Here is a 19520-nt window from a genome sequence, read left to right on the forward strand (position 1 = left end):
AGCTTAATCAAAAAATGTTGTTTCGCTTCATATAGTTTGCTGTTCCCTGCACGATGTACGATTATGACATCATCATGTTTGAGTGTAACTGATTATTCCACATCACCTGTTATTGCATATAATATAAAAGCCCATAGATCAGGTCGTAACTGCACCTGTCTATGGGCTTCATCATGTCTATCTGTAAGCTTTTATCATATCATACGATTCTCTTACATACTATGCTTTACCGAAGCTGCCATAATATCACCGTAAGCCCAGTACGATGTTGGTACATCGCTCCATTTGGCTGTTGTCGGTGTATATGCTGGACGATCTAGTAATTTGTTGATCAACGTAACTGCTTCGGCACGGGTGATCGGTTGGTTTGGACGGAATGTACCGTCAGCATAACCAGTCAGAACTCCTTGTGCCTGTGCATTCGTAATTGCTTGCTGTGCCCAGTGACCGTTCACATCGCTAAATGTAGACGATGTGCTCGTATTGGATGTCCATCCGTACACATTGGACAGCAATTGCGCCATTTCAGCACGAGTTACTGCTTTGGATGGTTGGAATTTGCGATCGCCGGTTCCTTTCAACCAGCCTTGTTGTACCGCTGTAGCAATATCACTGGCTGCCCAGTTTACTGTTCCCAGATCGGTAAAGGAAACATTGCTACCACCTGCTGATTCTTTGCTCATCATCGTACGACTGAGCACGGCAGCGATTTCGGCACGGCTTACACTTTTGCTTGGTTGGAAGGTGCCATCCGGGTAACCTTTCATATACGGATCGTATTCGCTTGTTGCGCCGTTATCTGCTGGCGATGTAACAGGCGACATTTTGAAGCTGTATTCTACAATCGTTTGACCGACATGAATGTTACCGTCTTTGATATAACTGTCTGTGCCGAAGGTAGCTTCTACATTATCTTTGCGGCTATCAAAAGCGAGATAGCCGTCTTTTTCACCCAGAATGTAGTAGTCGCCTTCTGGATAAACCATCCAGCCGTATTGTCCATTTGCATTGCTGGATTGAGGGTCTTTGTTCATATTCGGTGCAAAGTCTGGCAGTTCCGGCAATGTAACCATCGTTCCTGGCGTACGTCCTTTGGAACGGTTCAGCACGGTATCTGCCCAGTACAAGGTAACTTTTGCGCCTTCGATCACTTTCCCTGTCGAAGCATCGGTAATGACACCATATGGGTCAATCAGTGTCGCATCAATCGTGACCGAACCGCTGGAGCTGATACGAATCGTTGCCAACTGTCCTGCCAGACGCTCGCCATTCGGTGCAATCACACTCAGCGCAAGGCGATACGTACCAGATGGTACACTCGGAACGCTAAAGCTGCCATCTGTATTCACTGTAAATTCAGGTACATTCACAGCTTCACCATTGGCGTTGTACAATTTGCCGAGCAATTTCAGGTTTTTACCGACTTTATCGGTAATTGGTGCGTTGCTCACTCCACCGTTACTTGTATTCGTAATAACGACTTTCGCAGTATCTCCAGAAATAGAACCTGATGAAGATGAGGAATCCGTATCTTTGGATTTCACTGTTTTGAATGTAACTGTATCTCCGTAGATGATACCGGCAGGTGTCTCGGCATACGCACGTACATAGTAGTTCGTATTTTCTTTCAATCCAGTCAGATCTGTGGAGAAATAACCACCCGAGTTGATTGGAGCTATAACTGTGAATGTCTCACCAGAGAAGTCGGCACTTGTTCCGTACACGACGCCCGTTACGGTCGCTGTATTCGAGACATTACCACCTACGGTTGCCGATGTTTTCGTAATATTCGTTGCTTCCGCAGTATGAATGGAAATTTGATTGTATGCACGGAAGTTCAGAACGGTTACTTTGCCTTGCTGTGTGTTATCTACGATCGCTACATGTGGCACGCCATTAATAACCTGAATTTTCAGTTCGGACGCACTACCTGTTGTGAATGCTGCTTGACCAACAGTCACCCATTGCTGTCCACTGAACTTTTTGACCGTGATTTTGCCAGCGTTGCTGCTGTCGGCATACGCGATGTAGGCGACATTTTTACTGTCAAATGTCAAGGCAAGCAGTTGAGCAGGGCTAGATGTGATGGAACCTGAACCATAGGAGTACCAGCCTGAACCGTCATATGCGACTTCTTTGACTTGAATTCCATTGGCATCTTGATATGCGATAAAGGAACTGCCGTTACTATTCGTAGTCTGAGTTAACAAGGAGATTGGTGTGCCCGTTTGAGCTATCGTTTTCCATATATTATTGCCGGACACATAAGCCAGATGCAGTTCTCCATTTTGTGTAAAGTTGATCGTTGCGGGACTGAGATAGCTTTGTGAGATGAAGAGCGACTCTACCGTTCCCTTCGTGAATCCGCGCTGACCAATATTTTCCCATGTGTTACCGTTGTATCCGATGACGGATAACGAACCTGCTTGATCCTGATCGGCAAATGCAAGCAATGGATAGTTGTAAATGACATAAAAGTCAAACAGTGTCGATGAAGAGACAGTGACATTGGTAGCCAGCAATGGAGCCCAGCTAGTGCCATTGAATTTGGATACAACCAGTTTGTTCGTTTCTTTATCCGTATACGCAGCATACAGGGTGGTATTGTCCGCAGGGTCAAATTTCACAACCGTACGACCACCGACCGCTTTGTCGGAGAATCCTGGTGCACCTACATACTCCCATGATGTGCCATTGTATTTCATAACCGAAATCGCATTGTTATGGTTTGAATCGGCAAACGAAACATATGCTTCACCGCTAGCATTCTGAGCAAAGGAAAGCCCTTGTGCTGGTCCAGCAAATCCTGCTGGTCCTACTAATTGCCAGAGATATGGAACAACCGTTACGGTCACTGTTGTTGTCAGATTCTTAGGATTATAATATCCGCAATCTGCTTGTAATGACTGGATGGATTTGCTGTTACTGATCGATTCAGAAGCCAATGTCAGCTGAAAGCATGCTGGTGTGCCGACGAATGTGTAGGTTCCCGGAGTACCCGCAAAAGCTGGTGTCCCGTCATCCCATTTCACCGGAGTAACAGCCGATTTGCCATTATCAAAGGACATATTTAAATTTTTGGTCAGCAATCCTTTGACTGTTGACAAGGTGGAGCCTTCTGGAACTGTGATATTCTTCGGTGTTTCTGTAATTGCTGTCAAATTTGGATAATCGACAAAGACATCCAAACGAGGACGTACATAATAATTAGACGCGTATTCGACGGAACCATCGCTTGGTAATGTCAATTCGCCGTCAAAGGAGCGATATCCACCGGATTCTTTCAAAATCCAGTCCTCAATACCGGTGTAGGAATCATAATCGGACAAGTCCCATGTTACCGGGAATGTGCGAGTCGAATTATCATCCAGTGTAACGGTAATCGTTTGAGGAAGAGTCAGGTTCTCCTTGTTCGTCATGTTCGGTACGTTCAGCTGTGGCGGATCTTCCAGCGAAACGATCTGATACACTTTCATCAGTGTAGAGAAGTTCTGGATGCTTCCTAGTACCGTATGCTCTGTGGAATCAGGATATGTCACAACCGCACTTGCCTGATAATCGTAGCTTGTTTGCGGTGTCAGTCCAGTGGCACTACCGGAGAAGTTGCCATTGGGTGAGACTGTGATCGACGATGCTGCTACTGCATTAGAAGGACGTGTCGTTACGCCATCCACATGCGGCCAATAATAGATCGTTTCATTACTGGCTGTATACGTATTGCTCTGTACGGTGACATTCGCATTCAGTGTAGCTTGTGAGCTTGTAATATTCGTTGCCAGTTCGGTATACACATAATTGCCTACCGGTGCTGCTTCCGCTGTACGACTTGCTCCGATATTCAGTCCGCAAGTCAATAGCAATACAACTGCCAGTGTAAAACTTAAGCCCTTTTGAATACGCTTTACCATTTACTCATCAGCCTCCATAGCGATATATAATCATGTAGATCGACTCATCCTGCGCGATAAACGATGCTATGTTATGAATGTCGGTGCCGTCCCCTTCTTTCTATAATGGAGTCAACCAGAATCAGGTATATGAACAGATACCATACACATACCATTTTTTTACATAAAAGAATCAGATAAACTGGTTTAAACAACGAATTACGTATTAAAATAATTGCATAGCAGTCTTGTGGATATAGATTGATCCACTCGCGAGTCGTGTACATATGTATCTGCTGATGATTTCATCGGAAATATATATTTCAAAATGTATAGCAATTTATAAATATTTTGGAAAATTAACGTAAAAAAGAGCAACTCCTGTTGAAGTTGCTCTTTATGAATAGATGATTGTAGATTGTTAGTGGATTCCTCTTCGTCATTGATCGACATACAAGACAATCTTGGTACACGTCAAGAAGAGGTAGGAGTCTGTTCTGCTTCTGCCTGTTTACGTTCAGCGCTAAATTGCTCGAAACGTTCAGGATGTACGACTTTGCGCATCAAATGCATCGGTCCTTCCCCTTGCCCTGCATCGCGAACACGGATACTTTCATACCCACGCCGCTGATACATCGGCAGCAGCCACGGATGTTTCTCCGATGTTCCCAATGTCACAGCCGGTGCGCCAACCTCATCACGAATAATCTGCTGCTCTACCCAATCTAACAGCTTACTACCAGCCCCGGTTCCTTGTACATTCGGATCGACAGCGAACCACATAATAAACGGCAGTCCCGTAGAATCAGTCAATTCCTTGAAGCGTTCTGGATTGGCTAGTGTGATCGTAGCGGTAATCAGACCCTCCTGCTCCAGCACATAGCACTTATTGTGAGTAATATTTTCCTGAATCATATGCACATCCGCATTAGCGGCTGGCCAGCTTAATCCTAATTCGCGAATCGTAACATACGCTTCGTATATAATCTGCTGCACGCGCTCTGCATCGTCCAATGTTGCCAAACGGTATACGTCACTCATAGTGTTCACCTCATCATTCCGATGATATTGATCGGATTATTTATATTCTAATCTATCACTACTATTCGAGCTGGGACTAATTGAATATTTCGAATGAGCGATAGAATATATCAATACATTATACGTTATCTGATACTTCTTTCGCATAAATGCGCAACAGCATGTCCTGATCATGATTGCCAAACCCGGCTCCATATAAGGTCAATCCGCCGACATGCTCGGCATCTTCCTCCACTGCAAGTCGCAGCGTCCAATACGGTTCGTACACATTCAGATCAGCAAGCGTGACGTCTGACATCCACTCCCCATCTATATATGTACCCATATGATCGATTGTAATGACTTTCAACAGACCGTATTGATTCAGATTGCGATGCCACCATGATGGTGTATACCGTCCACGTGCCGCTCTGCCAAAGTCAGCCGGACTTCTCCATCTGCCAAGCGGAATGTGATTGAGGGTAAATGAAATATCAGACAGCCACGTATCTCGCAATCCGGGCGCTTCAGAAGCAATCTCAACGATCCACTCAATCTTCTCCACCTGCTGTGATGATGTTAAACGATTGCGCACCCTATATTCCACATAGCCGCTCGCAAACCATATAATAGCCGCTTCCACTCGCTCTGGATGATGAAAATATGACGGATCATCCCAGATGCCTAGCTCCTTTTCCCATGTACCAATCCCGCACGTAGGCTGAATATGACAATCGGTATAATGCCCAAGCGGAATCACATGCTCGATGCTGTGAAGAGGTTGCTCGACCGTTGGCAAAGTGATATGAATATACTGCTCCAACAGAAAACAAAGCTTGTGCGTTCCGCCATTACGACGTACTCTGCGGCTGCCGATCAGTTGTGCCTGTTCGAGCTTACTCACATGCATCGTTACGATCGATGGGCTGAGCTTCAGTTCGTTAGACAGTTGTTTGAGACTCATTTCGCTGACGGTAAGTAGCTCCATGATTCGCCAGCGGACGGTACTGGCGAGTGCTTCGTACAAACGGATAGATAATGCGTCGCCGTTGGCTTTCAGCGGTCTTCACTCCTTGTTGGGAATAGGAATTGGAATATTCTTTTACTTAGCAAGAGCTGTTGAATTCACATGTATATGAATTTAACTCAAATTGATTGCGATAACAAGCGTTATGCTCTTGAAAGGTGTGTGTTGCTGGTGTTTAATGTGTTGAGGTTGCAACCGCTTAATTCCAAATATTCAACTAGGTAAATAATAGTGAAATGGTACGCATACCATTTTAGAAAAGAGAGGTTTTTATGCGCTATAATAATCCGGTCATGAAAGGCTTTTATCCTGATCCGAGTGTGTGCAAGGTGAATGATACGTATTATCTCGTATGCAGTTCGTTTCAATATTTTCCCGGTGTTCCTTTGTTTGAGAGTACCGATCTGATCAATTGGCGGCAGATTGGGCATTGCTTGACCCGCAGCAGTCAGGTGCAATTGAACCAGATTAACAGCTCTGGCGGTGTATTTGCACCTACGATTCGTCATCATCGCGGACGCTTTTATATGACGACGACCAATGATACGACGCGTCATAATTTCTACATATGGACGGACGATATTTACGGGGAATGGTCGGAGCCGATTGAAGTCGATCAGGGCGGGATTGATCCTGATTTGTATTTTGAGGAAGACCGGACGTATTTTATGAGTAATGGACAGGATGATGAAGGTATTCCTGGTATTGTACAGTGTGAGATCGATATCGAGACAGGACGCAAATTAACACCTAGTCGCACGATCTGGCAAGGTACAGGCGGACGGTATCTGGAAAGTCCACATATGTATCGGATTGATGATATGTATTATTTGCTTGCTGCTGAAGGCGGTACAGAGTATGGGCACATGGAGACGTATGCGCGTAGTTCATCAGTAAATGGACCGTTTACACCGTATCCCCATAATCCCGTGCTAACCAATCGCAATCTGGGCGGGTATGAGCTGCAAGGTGTGGGGCATGGCGATCTAGTGCAGGATCATCAGGGGAACTGGTGGATGTTCCATCTTGGTTTTCGGCAGATTGGGCGCTGGCAGACGTATCATCATCTGGGACGTGAAGTATTTCTCAGTCCGGTGACTTTTCAGGAGGACGGCTGGTTTACTGCTGGAGAGCATGGTACGACAGTGCTGACTTTTGAAACAGATCGGATTGCTGATGATGTGATTCAGTCGGAGCTGAAACGGTATACTTTTGAGCATACCGATTGGCAGCTAGATTGGTGTTATCTGCGTCATCCTCATAAGGAGCATTATGTATTAGAAGACAAGCGGCTACTATTAACTGGAACGAACGTGTCATTGGATGACGCAGACTCGCCGACCTGGATTGGTCTGCGGCAACGTGATTTTGATGCTGTTATCTCCTGTGATGTGCAGATGTATGATGGCGATGGTGAAGCTGGAATGACGCTGTATATGGATGAGCATCATCATTATGAATTGGCGATGATTCAACAGGGATCGTATCGTGAAGTGTTCGTGCGGCTACGGGTTGGTGATATTCAGTCGGTTCAACAGCGTGTGGCGCTGGATACGAATCAACCGATGCAGCTGAGGATTGAAGCAACGCGGGAGAAGTATTCATTTTTCACTGTGCAAAATAATCGGCAGGTGTCACTGGGCTGTGCGCAAACTAAGTATTTATCCTCGGAAGTGGCTGGTGGATTTACAGGTGTCCTTATCGGGCTGTACGCGTATGGTGCTGGAGCAGTAGCAGAGTTTAAAAATTTTGAATGTACGTATGGATAATATTGCTTTGCAGACAATCTCGCACACCGAATTATGATCTGCCTCCTTCCACAAAGATTGACTATATTGAATACAACAATTGATGCTCCGGATATACGATGACATGAAATAATATTAAAGGTTTCAAATGCAGCTATATATGTTGGTATTCAGATTGAAAAATAACAGGCATCCGTACATGGCGGATGCCTGTTTACTATAATTGATTAATAGATGATATTATCCATTTGGTATACGATGGTTTGATTTAATTTTTGGCTTGTACCACAACAATATTCGGTCGCTCCGGTTGCTGCATACCGTTGCCAAGATAATAACTTGTATGCGGTGGCTGATTGTAGCCAGTGTTTTGCCATGCGATACCCAATCGGTACACCGGATCGTGCATCAATGTAACGAGACGAACATCGGTTGGCGCAGTGGTGGAATAGATGCGCAGTTCGGTACTGTCCTCATTACGCAGTACTACTTCCTCTCTCCAATCGCCTAGAATATCTGCCTGTAATGCCGGATTTCCTTTCGTATCGTTGTTGGAAAGTGTACCCGAAAAGGTTACCAGATTGCTCAATTGATTCGTAGCTGGGTTCCATTTATCAATCTTTGGTACACCTCGGCGCTCCGGTGTTGTCGTCCAGTTATGATCCAGCAGTTCACGGCTCAGATTGCCGTCCCACCAGATGGCAAAATTGGACGATGGAATGGAATTGGAGATTTTCTGTCCTTGTGCAGTAAACAGCCCGCCGGTTGTACTGTTCCATTCGCCGTCAATCGCCCACATCTCCTCGCCAGGATAACGCGAATCGATGTCTGCGCTCAAGCCACGTCCGACATCAATGCCAATCTGTGGCTGACCCCAGATGACACGACCAGTTTTGGCGTCTTTGAGATCGGCGGAGTATTTGGCATTCGTATTCTCTTGTACTGCCCATACTTCCAGACCGAGGCGGGTAGGATCAAGATCGCCGACATGCATTGCATCGCCGTGTCCCAAGCCGGAATTCCATAATCCTTTGCCATTGTCATCAATAGCGGCAGCACCCGTAATAATCTCGTCGCGTCCGTCATGATCGACATCCGCTACTGACAGCTGATGATTGCCCTGTCCGGCATAGCCTTCATTGCCCGGCGTGTTGGAATCAAATGTCCAGCGCTTGGTCAGTTTACCATCGCGCCAATCGTAAGCGACCAGCACCATCCGTGTATAATAGCCACGCTGCATAATGATACTTGGATGCTCGCCATCCAGATAAGCGATTGCCGCTAAGAAACGGTCGCCCCGGTTGCCATACGTATCGCCCCAATCGCCAATATTCCCACGCGCTGGCTCATAATCTGCGGTTGCCAGCTCGCGTCCAGTCGTCCCTTCAAAGATCGTATGGTATTCTGGACCGGTAATAATGTAACCGCCTGAATTGGCATAACGCGCATTCGCATCGCCGATTACATGACCTTGCCCGTCAATTGTACCGTCGGCGGTGCGGAATGTGACTTCGGCTTTGCCATCACCATCGAGATCGTACGCCATCATATCCAAATAGTGCGCACCTGCCCGGATGTTCGGTCCTAGATTGATACGCCACATAAACGTACCATCCAGTCGGTATGCATCTACTAACGTACTACCGGTATGACCACTCTGAGAGTTGTCTTTGGAATTGCTTGGGTCCCATTTTAAAATGATCTCGTATTGTCCATCTCCATCCAGATCAGCAACGGTTGTATCGTTGGCACGGTACGTATACACCTCGCCAGTTACGGTAACGCCATCTGCTGGCTTACGAAGTGGAATACTCAAGTGATCGCTGCTCCAGACTTTTGCTGTGTCCGAGCGTTTGGGACTATTTTTGCCACCGACGGTTTGTACATAGTAGGTGGATGTTGCTGTACCGCCTGGATCTTGAACATTCGTCGTTGTGCGAAGGGTAGATGTGTTGACCTTTTTGCCATTGCGGTACAGGTCGAAACCGACATTGTCCGGGTCAGTGCCAAGTAAGCGCCAGCTCACATAGACGCCACCCGGCTGCTGAATAGCGATCAGTCCACGATTCAGATATTCCATCTGACGTGGTGGCAGCTTGACTGGTGTTGCTTGTACGGTTACCCCATCGGATTCGGTACCATCGGTATAGGCTGCTTTCACGATAAAGGTGTAGGTTGTGTTGTTTTTCAGCTTATCGATGGTTGCGATATACGTATTTTTGCTCACGGTGTTCACCAGTTGCGGGCGTTGCTTTTTGTCCAATTGGTAAATGTGGGCTTCTTTGTAAGTTGGATCGATATTTTCCTGCCAGCCGATACGTACTTTGCCATTATCCGGCTCCGTATCTACGTATTGCAGCTCTGGTGATGCTTCCAACCGATTGACGGTTAATGTATACGTCCGCGTAATACCTGTGTACGTATCCGAGGTGACATTGACCGGAATCGTTGTAGATGATTCGGAAATAGGCACTTGAATCGATGAGCCGCTGTTTGCTGTTTGTCCAGCTACTGTCAGGCGCACATGCTCTGCATTGCTTGCCTGCGGTGTAACGGACAGAGACTGACTGGAATGTGGAAGATCCAGCTGATAATTCTGAACCGAAGGGTCAAAAGTAGGTGTTAATGCTGGTGTGAACCCGTTACTGCTCACTTTCAAATCTGTTAGCGCCAGATCCAGCGCAGTTACTTTCATATTCGCGAGCTGAATGGAACCGCCGTCACGACCGAGGTAAAAGCCAAAACTGCTAATTCGCGTAGCGCTTCCGGTAAACGTCTCCTGCCAGTTGGCGACTACACTTCCAGTTGTGAGATCAGTAATGGAAGTCGTATATGACTTTTGTGGAATATTCAGCACATAATTGAATCGATACCAGTGTGACGTGCTATAAGGAATAGAGAAGGACGAAGAACCAGCGCGCTTGATGATTCCACTGCCAAGCGCATAATTGATGCCGGTGGCGCTGGTAGCATTAATTTTGCCATCCATTGCGTAGAACGAACCGCCATTATTGCTCGGGATGCGTGCATCGAATGAGATCGTTACGCCTCCACTCTGCGGCGTAAAGCGTTGACCAACGTATACGGAGCCGGAGGTTGGATTGCTCATGGCAGCATACGTTATGCCTGTAACGGTATCGCGGTTAATTTGAATGTCTGGTGTATTGCCTTCTTTACTCCAAGCGTTGCCGCTGCCTACTGTGAATGCTCCTTGCGGGTACGTGGCAAAGTTCTCATTTACAAGGTCGGCGTCTGCGGCATGAACAGTAGCAGAAGCGCCGGGCAATGCCGGAACAGATAGGATGATAACAAGTAGGATGATCAGATAGCGGGTATAGCGGCGAACCGGTTTTCTCCGATGTGGTGGTGTTGCAGATGGAACAGAGTCTATCATGTGCGAAGATGATGTACTAGACGATTGCATGTTGTCATTTGTGTTTGAAGCGGAATTCATCAGCATCAATCCTTTCAGAATAGGTTGATATAGATTTTTTGAATACGCTTACAAAAATAAAAAACTCATTATGTTTACGTTAACATTTTAGGGCGTTATGTGATTGTAACTTCCCTCCTTTGCTGAAACAATCGAAATTTCACTTCGAATTTTAGTGTATCAGCTTGTTGTGCGAAATCTATATCGGAATTCAGATGTGTATAATAATATGGAATCTGGATATGAATGTTCAAATGATACAACATACGCCATAATGAATATAATATAGCGAGTATCGAATACTATTCAACTCGCGGAATTGGAGGAATCTTACGATGCAAACGCGTCAGCAAGCGATTGATCACTGTTTGACTCTGGCTCAGAGTTATGAGGATTATCCATTTCGCGATAGCGGTTGGACGGTGATTCGCCATGAGCAGAATCGGAAAATATTTGCCTGGATCTTTGAGCGGCAAGGTCATACATGGATCAATGTCAAAGCAACACCGGAACTGATCGATATTCTTCGGCAGGAGCATGAGTCCGTCATTCCCGCCTATCATCTCAACAAAGATCACTGGAATTCGATCATTCTGGATGGCTCCATTCCAGAAGAAGATATTCACGATATGATCTATCATAGCTATACGCTTACCCTGCCGCGCATACGCAAGTCGTCCAAAGAAAAGACATAGATTAGCTGTTGAGCGACTAGATTCGACTTCCACATAACACAATCCCGATACCAAGGCATTCGTGGTTCACACGTTACGCTTGGTATCGGGATTGTGTTTTTCAGATCTACATCTCTTGAGACATACATCCATGCACATCATACTCAGTTAGTCAGACTCATCCTGAATCACACGACAACCACCCAAAATATCTGGCTGCAACGCCATACTATCTTTTTCCGTAATCTCGCGAATGACCCGACACGGCACACCAGCGGCAAATGTGTTCGGCGGCATATCCTGTGTCACTACGCTACCTGCTCCAATCACGCAACCATCGCCAATCGTTACTCCACCGCAAATGGTCACATTCGCAGACAACCACACATCGTTACCGATCACCACGGGCTTGGCGTAACAGAGCGTCTTCAGCTGCCCATGTTGATCCAGCATCTGCCGCCGCTCAGAAGCGATCATCGGATGAATCGGCGTTACAATGGTCACATTCGGTCCGCAATTCACATGATTTCCAATAGTTACTCTGGCATCATCCTGCACCGTCAGATTGTAATTAGCGAAGAAATGATGCCCAATCTCAGTGTGCACCCCATAATGGAAAAAGACAGGGCCTTGAATAAAGCTATGCTCTCCCATCTTCCCGATCAACTGCTGCAAAATCCGCTCCCGCTCGTCCGTCTCATCTTCCAAAGTGCGACTGTACTGACTGCTCCAATTATGCGCTTTCAGCTTGATGGCTTTTAATTCTGGGTCAGCAGGCGAGAATAGCTTGCCGTCAAAGATACGTTGCTCCTCACTCATATGTTCAGCTCCATTTGTTCATAGTCAGATCATTATATGAAGTAGATTGTTGTAGCTACTCTATCATCGCAACTGCTATCGTTGCAAGGTGACTTTATAAACATTATTTATAAAGTACACAGTCGTAAATATGCTTATTCGAGTTTTAATATGTGTTTTCACATATGGAGAACAATCGTACACTAGTTATTCAAACCAGTCATCCGCACAGCGAATGCTGCGGATATTTGGTTCTTCGTTGGACATTTTCATACAGCTGTACGCGCCAATCCATACGATAGCACTCAACAGCGTGCAGATGAGCACTAATGCAATGATCGAAACTAACATCTTAATTCCTCCCTTTCCGGTACGATAATATTCGGTTTACTCGCTCAGCGCTGTATAACATCAGCACTAGAAATACCAGTACTACCCATGGAAACATGCCAACACTCGTACGTGTAGCGAGCAATCCAAACAATGGCGGCAAAAACGTTGTACCTGTATACGCGACCGCCATCTGATAGCCCATCAGCTTGGCAGAGTTGGATTTACCAAACCGCGTAGGTGTCTCATGCAGCAAACCCGGATAGATCGGCGCCAAGCCCAAACCGATCAAGATCAGCCCTGCCAGTGCCAAACCATCTGCCATCGGTAGTAGCAAAATAATCCCGCCAACAATACTAATCAGTTGTCCGCAGCGGATCAGCATCGTATTACCTACACGCAGCGTAATAAAGCCTGTAATGAAGCGACCAACCGTAATGCCGCCATAATACAGCGAAACCCATGCCGCTGCTGTCTGAGCACTTATGCCTCTGGCACCTACCAGATAACTCGCTCCCCACAGACCAACTGTCATCTCCACTCCGCAATAGAGCAAAAATGCCGCCAGTGTCGGCTTGATCCCGTGCAGGTTGAGAATGCCATTACGGTTCTTCATGGTTGCGGCATCCTTATGTTGTTCCCAGTTGTCATTCTGTTCTGCTGAAGATAATGGTGATTCTGCTTGTTCTCTCGCATGAATAGCAGCTACTTTTGACCAGAGTGGTAACGTAATTAGCAAAATAATGACAAGCCCCAGTTGAATGCCTGCCACCGTCAAATAACCGCTACGCCAAGAGTCGTTGGTCGCGATAGAATACGACATAATGATCGGTCCCATCGTTGCGCCGACTCCCCAAAAGCAATGCAGCCAATTCATATGATGCGCTTGGTAATTGGCTGCCACATAATGGTTGAGCGCTGCATCGACTGCGCCTGCGCCAAGACCAAGCGGAATCGCCAGCACTATGAGCCACAACATCGATGGTGCCGCAGAAAAGCCAAACAGCGCCGCCGCTGTCATCAGGCAGCTAATCAGCGTAATCTTGCCCGTACCGATCATTGCAATCAATCTACCACTGAACAGACTGGATACAATCGTACCCGCTGCAATAATCATTGCAATGATGCCCGCTGATCCAAGAGAAGCATGCAGGTCTGGATACATTACAGGCCATGCGGAGCCTAATAAGGAATCCGGAAGACCCAAACTAATAAAAGCCATATAAATAATCATCAAAAACCATGTTGCCATTTGACCCCTCACTCGCCCGACAATAAATTTGTAAACAGTGCCGCTGCCCGAATGATATCATAATAAATTAACTTTATAAAGATATTTTATTTAATGCTTATAAATACAAAGTGATTGTAAATATATATTGTAATTGAAAGATACATGACATGTGACGCTTCCTGGACTGTAAAAGCAAACATCCCCTGCCGCAATGACAGGGGATGAATACAATAGTTGATGTTGAGATGCATAAAATAGAAAGCATGCGTTTCTAAAAAAGGATACGCTTCTATAAGATACGCCGAATTCGATTCCGGATAGAAATCCACGCCATGCTCATTGAAAAAGTCGACCATATGACGAATATCCTGCGAATGTAGCTCCATGGAATCCATGCTACAGCGTTGAATGCTACAGAATCCAATGTGGTTCTATACACTCATATCTGTTTCCATAGAAATGATGAGCTTCCATACAAGCAATCATGCACCTTCCGTGAGCATATTCCGCATCAATCATTCCGTATTAATAACTCAATGACGGGGTCAATTGCTTTAGCGTCAGCCAGCGCATGCCTGCTTCAAAATCATGCTGAAAATCGCTTTCCAGCACGACATCCGGGTACGATGGCATCACATATTGTTGTTGATATGATTGCCAGTGTTGCTCCCACTGCGCATCCGTTAACAGCTCCTGATACATCACTACACGCTCCGGTGCCAGAATAGCATTGACCGACTGAATAATGCGACAAGCAATATCGGCAAATGCCGTAGATTCCATCGACGCATACCAATCGATAGACAAAGGCAGGAATTTAATCTCACCCGCCATACCATTTTTGCCACGTACAAGCTGACCGTCCAGATGAATGCCCATACCAGGTGGATGCAGCGGTGGAAAATATACACTCACTACCGTCTCGTTTCCCTCCAGATCATGCCTCGCACAATAGCCGCTAACGGCAGCATTCACGTCATTTTCTAGCAATACAGGCAGACCGAATCGCTGTTCCACCAGCTGGATAATATGTACTCCCTCCAGTTCGTGGTGACTGCTGACTGCGACTACACCGTCCATTACTTGTCCTGGCAGACCGATGCCGATTACTTTGATATCGCCATGTTGCGACAGACACTCTTCGATCAGTTGGAACAGCTCCTCTTGCTCAAAGACGGGAATTGCCTGCTCTTTTTTGAAAATCGTCTCGTCTTCCAGATTGATCACAATAGCAGAGATCAGTATCTTGCCCTGCTCATCCTTGATACCAATCACCAGACCAAGGCTAAAATTATAATTATAGCGATACGTTAGTGCTGGACGTCCACCATTGGATGGCACGGTTTGGTCCTCATATATTTCGCCGCGTTCCAACAGTTCGCGGATTAGCGAATTTACCGTAACCACACTCAGCCCGGTCAAAGAGGCGAGTTGCGGTTTGGTCGCAGTCTCTATGCGTTTCATCACCTGACGCACATTATTTAGATTAATTTCTTTCATCAGATTGGCATTCGCGTTTTTCATAGACACCTCATTCGTTACACGTTGTATATTTCATATCGATCTAGCAGAATGATATCTATATCAATTCTGCTCATCTATTATTTTCCTTTGAAAAAGGGATGACAAATCGTTTTTCTGGTCGTGCATCCGGCGAATACACGCGCTCGCGATAGATCATTTCCTTCTCACCCATTAACAGAACGGTGGAAGAACGTGTGCCATACGCTTGCTCCTGACTGTCAATGAAGATGGATGATAGCAGTCGCTCCCATTCCAGCGATACGCCAGTATTGGGCAAGCCTTCATCCTCTGGACGATCTGTTAATTGCAGCAGTGCAAACAGCTGATCGCTCAATTGCTGTTCATCGATCTCCTGCTCATCCATGTGGCGAACGATCTGATCCAGTCCATATTTGCCGGAGCGTACTTTGGGCCAGTCCGTATCCAGCAGATGATTGCTAATTCCATAGATGCCCGGTTGCAGCGGCTGGATCTCATTGCCCACATTGGAGTAATAATACAGGCTCTGCCGATCACCAACTAGCAGATTGTAACCCGGATATTGGTCACGGTCATCTGCCATCTGCTGTATATATTCCGCTGGCGTCTGTTGTTCTTTTAGAAAATGGGCGATCAATTCCCCACGCGATCTCTTCCCATCTGCCTGCTCCAATGGATTACGATAGTTAGTCAACGCTGCGAATTGCCCGCTATCCGAGACACCAATCCACGTCCCTAGCTTCAATAGATCACGCCCGGCAATAATATGCGGCGCGTCTTCCCAGCGATGCGCTTGCGCAGACGGACGTTCATAAAATTCATCCCGATTCGCAGCCATAATGAGTGGATACCGAGGATGTACGTGATATGCGAATAAAATGAGACACATGAGTGGATACGCTCCTTTGTCGAAAAGTGGGTACGATGCAATATGTATGCAGTCATTGTACCACAGCAACAGTATCATTCACGATATACGAGATTTTGCTGAATTTTTAGTCCTATCAACCGCATGACGGCTGGCTTATGTCTATCACTGTTTTAGATTTTATTTCGTATATTTGCCAATCACTTGGTGAAAGAATGCATCGTACTCTTTACACATGGAGAAAGCACATTCGGATTATTGGAATGTGCTTTCTCAGTCATTTGCTACAAGACTATTGTAAGATGCGATACTTCACAATAGGATGCGTTATAGACATTTTATGAATTGTAGCTTCAGACATGTTATAGATAGTGGTTTGGATAGTAGTAGGTTCTGGAATAATAGATTCTATTTTACTTCGCCTGTTGCAGATAATTCGGGATCATCGTCTCGAAGGATGGGAACGCATAGATCAGCTTCGCCGCATCTTCTGCTGTCAGACCGAGTGTAATAATTGGAGTGAGGCTATTGATCACTTCAAGTGCTTCTTGCGTATATGCCGCAGCACCGACCAGCTTTTTCTCGCTGCTATAAATGAGTGTCAGATGCGCTTCAGTCTCACCGCGTCCGGCAAAGTCCCATTGTTTCCCTAGCTCAATTGGAACGATGCTGTATTCCGACGATTCCTTGGCATCGTCTACACTCACACCGATCTGTGCAATGCGTGGTGTAGTAAAAGCAATCGTTGCAATCGGCGGATACTGGATTGCATCGGTGCTACTTCCCAGCAGATAATTTGCCAAATATTTCGCTTCAAATACTGCTGTTGGAGTTAGGCGCGGCTGCGTTTTATCCAGTACATCGCCAGTTGCGTAAATGTGCGGCTGCGACGTTTGCAGGAATTCGTTAACAATAACGCCTTTTTTGTTATATTCTACACCTGCCGCTTCCAAATTCAGCAGATCGGTATTCGGTTTGCGTCCGGTTGCATTGATCACTAGATCTGCACTGAGTGTTGTTCCTTTTTCAGTGGTAAGATGCAGCTGACCGCCTTGTTGTTCGATCTTGCTGACCTTCTCATTGAAATGGAATTGAACGCCGTCCTGCTTTACTTTTTCAATTAGCTTCTTGCTGTAATCCTGATGGAAGCCGGACAGAATGCTGTCTGTCGCTTGAATGATGTGTACATCGGAACCAGCCGTCCGTGCAATGGAAGCAATCTCCATCGATACATAACCTGCACCGATCAGTACAATTTGCTTCGGTAATTCAGTCAAATACAGAAACTCATTGCTTGTAATCGTCAGTTCTTCGCCCGGTACGCCGAGCGGAATCGGACGCTGACCGGCAGCGATGACGAATGTTTCGGATGTATACTGCTCACCGTTCACTTCCACTGTGCGAGAATCAGTAAATTTCGCTTCTCCGCGGATGATGTCTACACCGGATTTCTTGAGATTGGCTTCCATCATTTCCGGTAACGGTGTCAGGATATTGTTCTTATGTTCCATCAGTTTGCCCCAGTCGAGCTTGAACTCACTGCTCAGTCCGACTGGCTTGAACAGCTCGGCATCTTCCATCAACTTGATCGGTCCGTCCAGTATGATCTTGGGATTACAGCCGTAGTTCGTGCAGACACCCAGAATCTTATCCCGCTCAATGATCGCTACTTTTTTGCCTGCTTTACTGAGTGGTAACGCTGCGTTCCATGCCCCTTGTCCGCTGCCGATAAATAGAATGTCAAATGATTTCATTGTTCTTCCTCCCTGATCATATGAATAGTAGATCCAATTAAACACAATTAATAGCGCGTGATTAATTGGTATAGTGAAATGATTTTGTCCGTCTGTTCTACCATTACCCAATAAATCGCCATCGCAATAATATTCAGGGCAGAAATATTTGCAATATGTTGATATGCGACATGCTGAACATAACAAAAAGCCTGATCTGCCCGCATCTACGCGGCATCAATCAGGCTAACATTTGTAGTTTCATCGCTTATTATTCCAGCATCTATTGTATTCGCTGAATGACATATATTGTTCAGGAAGATAACGATGCAGACGTTTCAGCAAGCAATCCATGCTTGAGGAAGCTCTTGTACAAGCCGTCCTGCTCCAGCGTATCCGTCACTTCATCAGCAATAGCGATCAAGCCCGGCTTGGCATTGCCCATTGCGATGCCGACGTTGCAATATTCCAGCATTTCCGCATCATTCATGCCATCTCCGATCGCTATCGTATGTGCTTGCGACTCACCAAGATGCTCCAATAGGTCGGCAATGGCAATCGCTTTATGAATGCCGGGAATCATCAGCTCGCCACTATCCTTACCAAAGATCGGAACTGTACACTGAATCACTTCAAACTTGCCTTCAAACTCCTGCTGGATCATTGCAAACGGCAGGCTACTTTCCAGAAAGCAAACCTTGTTCACATCATCCTTATACAGATCGGTCTCTCCATACGTCAGTCCTTCGATAAATGGATGCGGCGACTGCTCCATTCGTGCTCGCGCCTGTTCATCATTCAGCACATCGCCGTAAATGAGCCGTTCCAGCTGCGGACGAAGCATAGAGCTTGCGTACAATGCCGAATTTGACTCCAGATAGAAATGCACGCCATGCTTATTGAAAAAGTCGACCATATGACGAACATCCTGCGACTGTACCTTTTTGTGATATAGCACTTCGTTGCCGATCTCTACATAACCGCCACCGGCACCGATCAATCCGTCAAAACCAATCTCCCAGATCGAGTCATAGATTTCCGCTTTAGACCGTCCTGTACATAAAAACAATAAGTGCCCGTTCTCGCGCGCTTGTCGACATGCTAACTGTGCTGACTCTGGTACATGACCATAATCGTCGACCAGTGTACCGTCAATATCGATAAAGCTGATCTGTTTTGCATTCATATTCATCGTTGCTTGCACTCCTTTATTGTAAAAGATGGCTTACTGTCTATTTCAATGTACCGTTTGGAACGGGTTACAT

General features: G+C 46.0%; 13 protein-coding genes. 2 read left to right on the plus strand and 11 right to left on the minus strand.

Annotated elements, in window-relative coordinates:
• Nucleotides 1-212: 212 nt before the first annotated feature.
• From ACDE64_RS11675 to ACDE64_RS11685, 3 genes are all read right to left on the minus strand, one after another.
• Complete coding sequence (locus ACDE64_RS11675) at nt 213-3908, minus strand: S-layer homology domain-containing protein (RefSeq protein ID WP_411350144.1); 3696 nt, start codon at nt 3906-3908, stop codon at nt 213-215.
• A gap of 453 nt (nt 3909-4361) precedes the next feature.
• Nucleotides 4362-4928 (minus strand): GNAT family N-acetyltransferase, encoded by a 567-nt coding sequence (locus ACDE64_RS11680; protein WP_411350145.1) that lies wholly within the window; start codon nt 4926-4928, stop codon nt 4362-4364.
• 118 nt (nt 4929-5046) lie between these two features.
• Complete coding sequence (locus ACDE64_RS11685) at nt 5047-5895, minus strand: ArsR family transcriptional regulator (RefSeq protein WP_411350146.1); 849 nt, start codon at nt 5893-5895, stop codon at nt 5047-5049.
• 311 nt (nt 5896-6206) lie between these two features.
• Here ACDE64_RS11685 and ACDE64_RS11690 point away from each other — a divergent pair, with 311 nt between their 5' ends.
• Nucleotides 6207-7703: a glycoside hydrolase family 43 protein gene (locus ACDE64_RS11690; protein ID WP_411350147.1), complete on the plus strand. Its 1497-nt coding sequence runs from the start codon at nt 6207-6209 to the stop codon at nt 7701-7703.
• Nucleotides 7704-7950: 247 nt separating this feature from the next.
• On the opposite strand, the gene ACDE64_RS11695 is transcribed toward ACDE64_RS11690, so the two are convergent.
• A complete protein-coding gene (locus tag ACDE64_RS11695) occupies nt 7951-11076 on the minus strand; it encodes a cadherin-like beta sandwich domain-containing protein (RefSeq protein WP_411350277.1) in 3126 nt (1041 codons plus the stop codon).
• Nucleotides 11077-11450: 374 nt separating this feature from the next.
• Between ACDE64_RS11695 and ACDE64_RS11700 the strand changes: the two genes are divergently transcribed.
• Complete coding sequence (locus ACDE64_RS11700) at nt 11451-11810, plus strand: MmcQ/YjbR family DNA-binding protein (RefSeq protein WP_411350148.1); 360 nt, start codon at nt 11451-11453, stop codon at nt 11808-11810.
• A 147-nt stretch (nt 11811-11957) separates the two neighbouring features.
• Here ACDE64_RS11700 and ACDE64_RS11705 read toward each other — a convergent pair whose 3' ends face one another.
• The 7 genes from ACDE64_RS11705 to ACDE64_RS11735 form a co-directional block, all read right to left on the minus strand.
• The gene (locus ACDE64_RS11705) at nt 11958-12608 is read right to left on the minus strand and encodes a sugar O-acetyltransferase (RefSeq protein ID WP_411350149.1); all 651 of its coding nucleotides are present in this window, start codon (nt 12606-12608) and stop codon (nt 11958-11960) included.
• Between the two features lie 186 nt (nt 12609-12794).
• Complete coding sequence (locus ACDE64_RS11710) at nt 12795-12938, minus strand: hypothetical protein (protein WP_411350150.1); 144 nt, start codon at nt 12936-12938, stop codon at nt 12795-12797.
• 1 nt (nt 12939) lies between these two features.
• Complete coding sequence (locus ACDE64_RS11715; RefSeq protein WP_411350151.1) at nt 12940-14169, minus strand: MFS transporter; 1230 nt, start codon at nt 14167-14169, stop codon at nt 12940-12942.
• Nucleotides 14170-14676: 507 nt separating this feature from the next.
• Entirely contained in the window at nt 14677-15675 is a 999-nt protein-coding gene (locus ACDE64_RS11720) for an ROK family protein (RefSeq protein WP_411350152.1), read from the minus strand.
• A gap of 70 nt (nt 15676-15745) precedes the next feature.
• Nucleotides 15746-16543 carry an NRDE family protein gene (locus tag ACDE64_RS11725; protein ID WP_411350153.1) on the minus strand — a complete coding sequence of 266 codons (798 nt, stop codon included), beginning with the start codon at nt 16541-16543 and terminating at the stop codon, nt 15746-15748.
• 392 nt (nt 16544-16935) lie between these two features.
• Nucleotides 16936-18276: a dihydrolipoyl dehydrogenase family protein gene (locus tag ACDE64_RS11730; RefSeq protein WP_411350154.1), complete on the minus strand. Its 1341-nt coding sequence runs from the start codon at nt 18274-18276 to the stop codon at nt 16936-16938.
• A gap of 292 nt (nt 18277-18568) precedes the next feature.
• The gene (locus tag ACDE64_RS11735; protein WP_411350155.1) at nt 18569-19447 is read right to left on the minus strand and encodes a Cof-type HAD-IIB family hydrolase; all 879 of its coding nucleotides are present in this window, start codon (nt 19445-19447) and stop codon (nt 18569-18571) included.
• Nucleotides 19448-19520: the final 73 nt, after the last annotated feature.

Source organism: Paenibacillus sp. WLX2291, assembly GCF_046603665.1.
Taxonomy (GTDB): domain Bacteria; phylum Bacillota; class Bacilli; order Paenibacillales; family Paenibacillaceae; genus Saccharibacillus.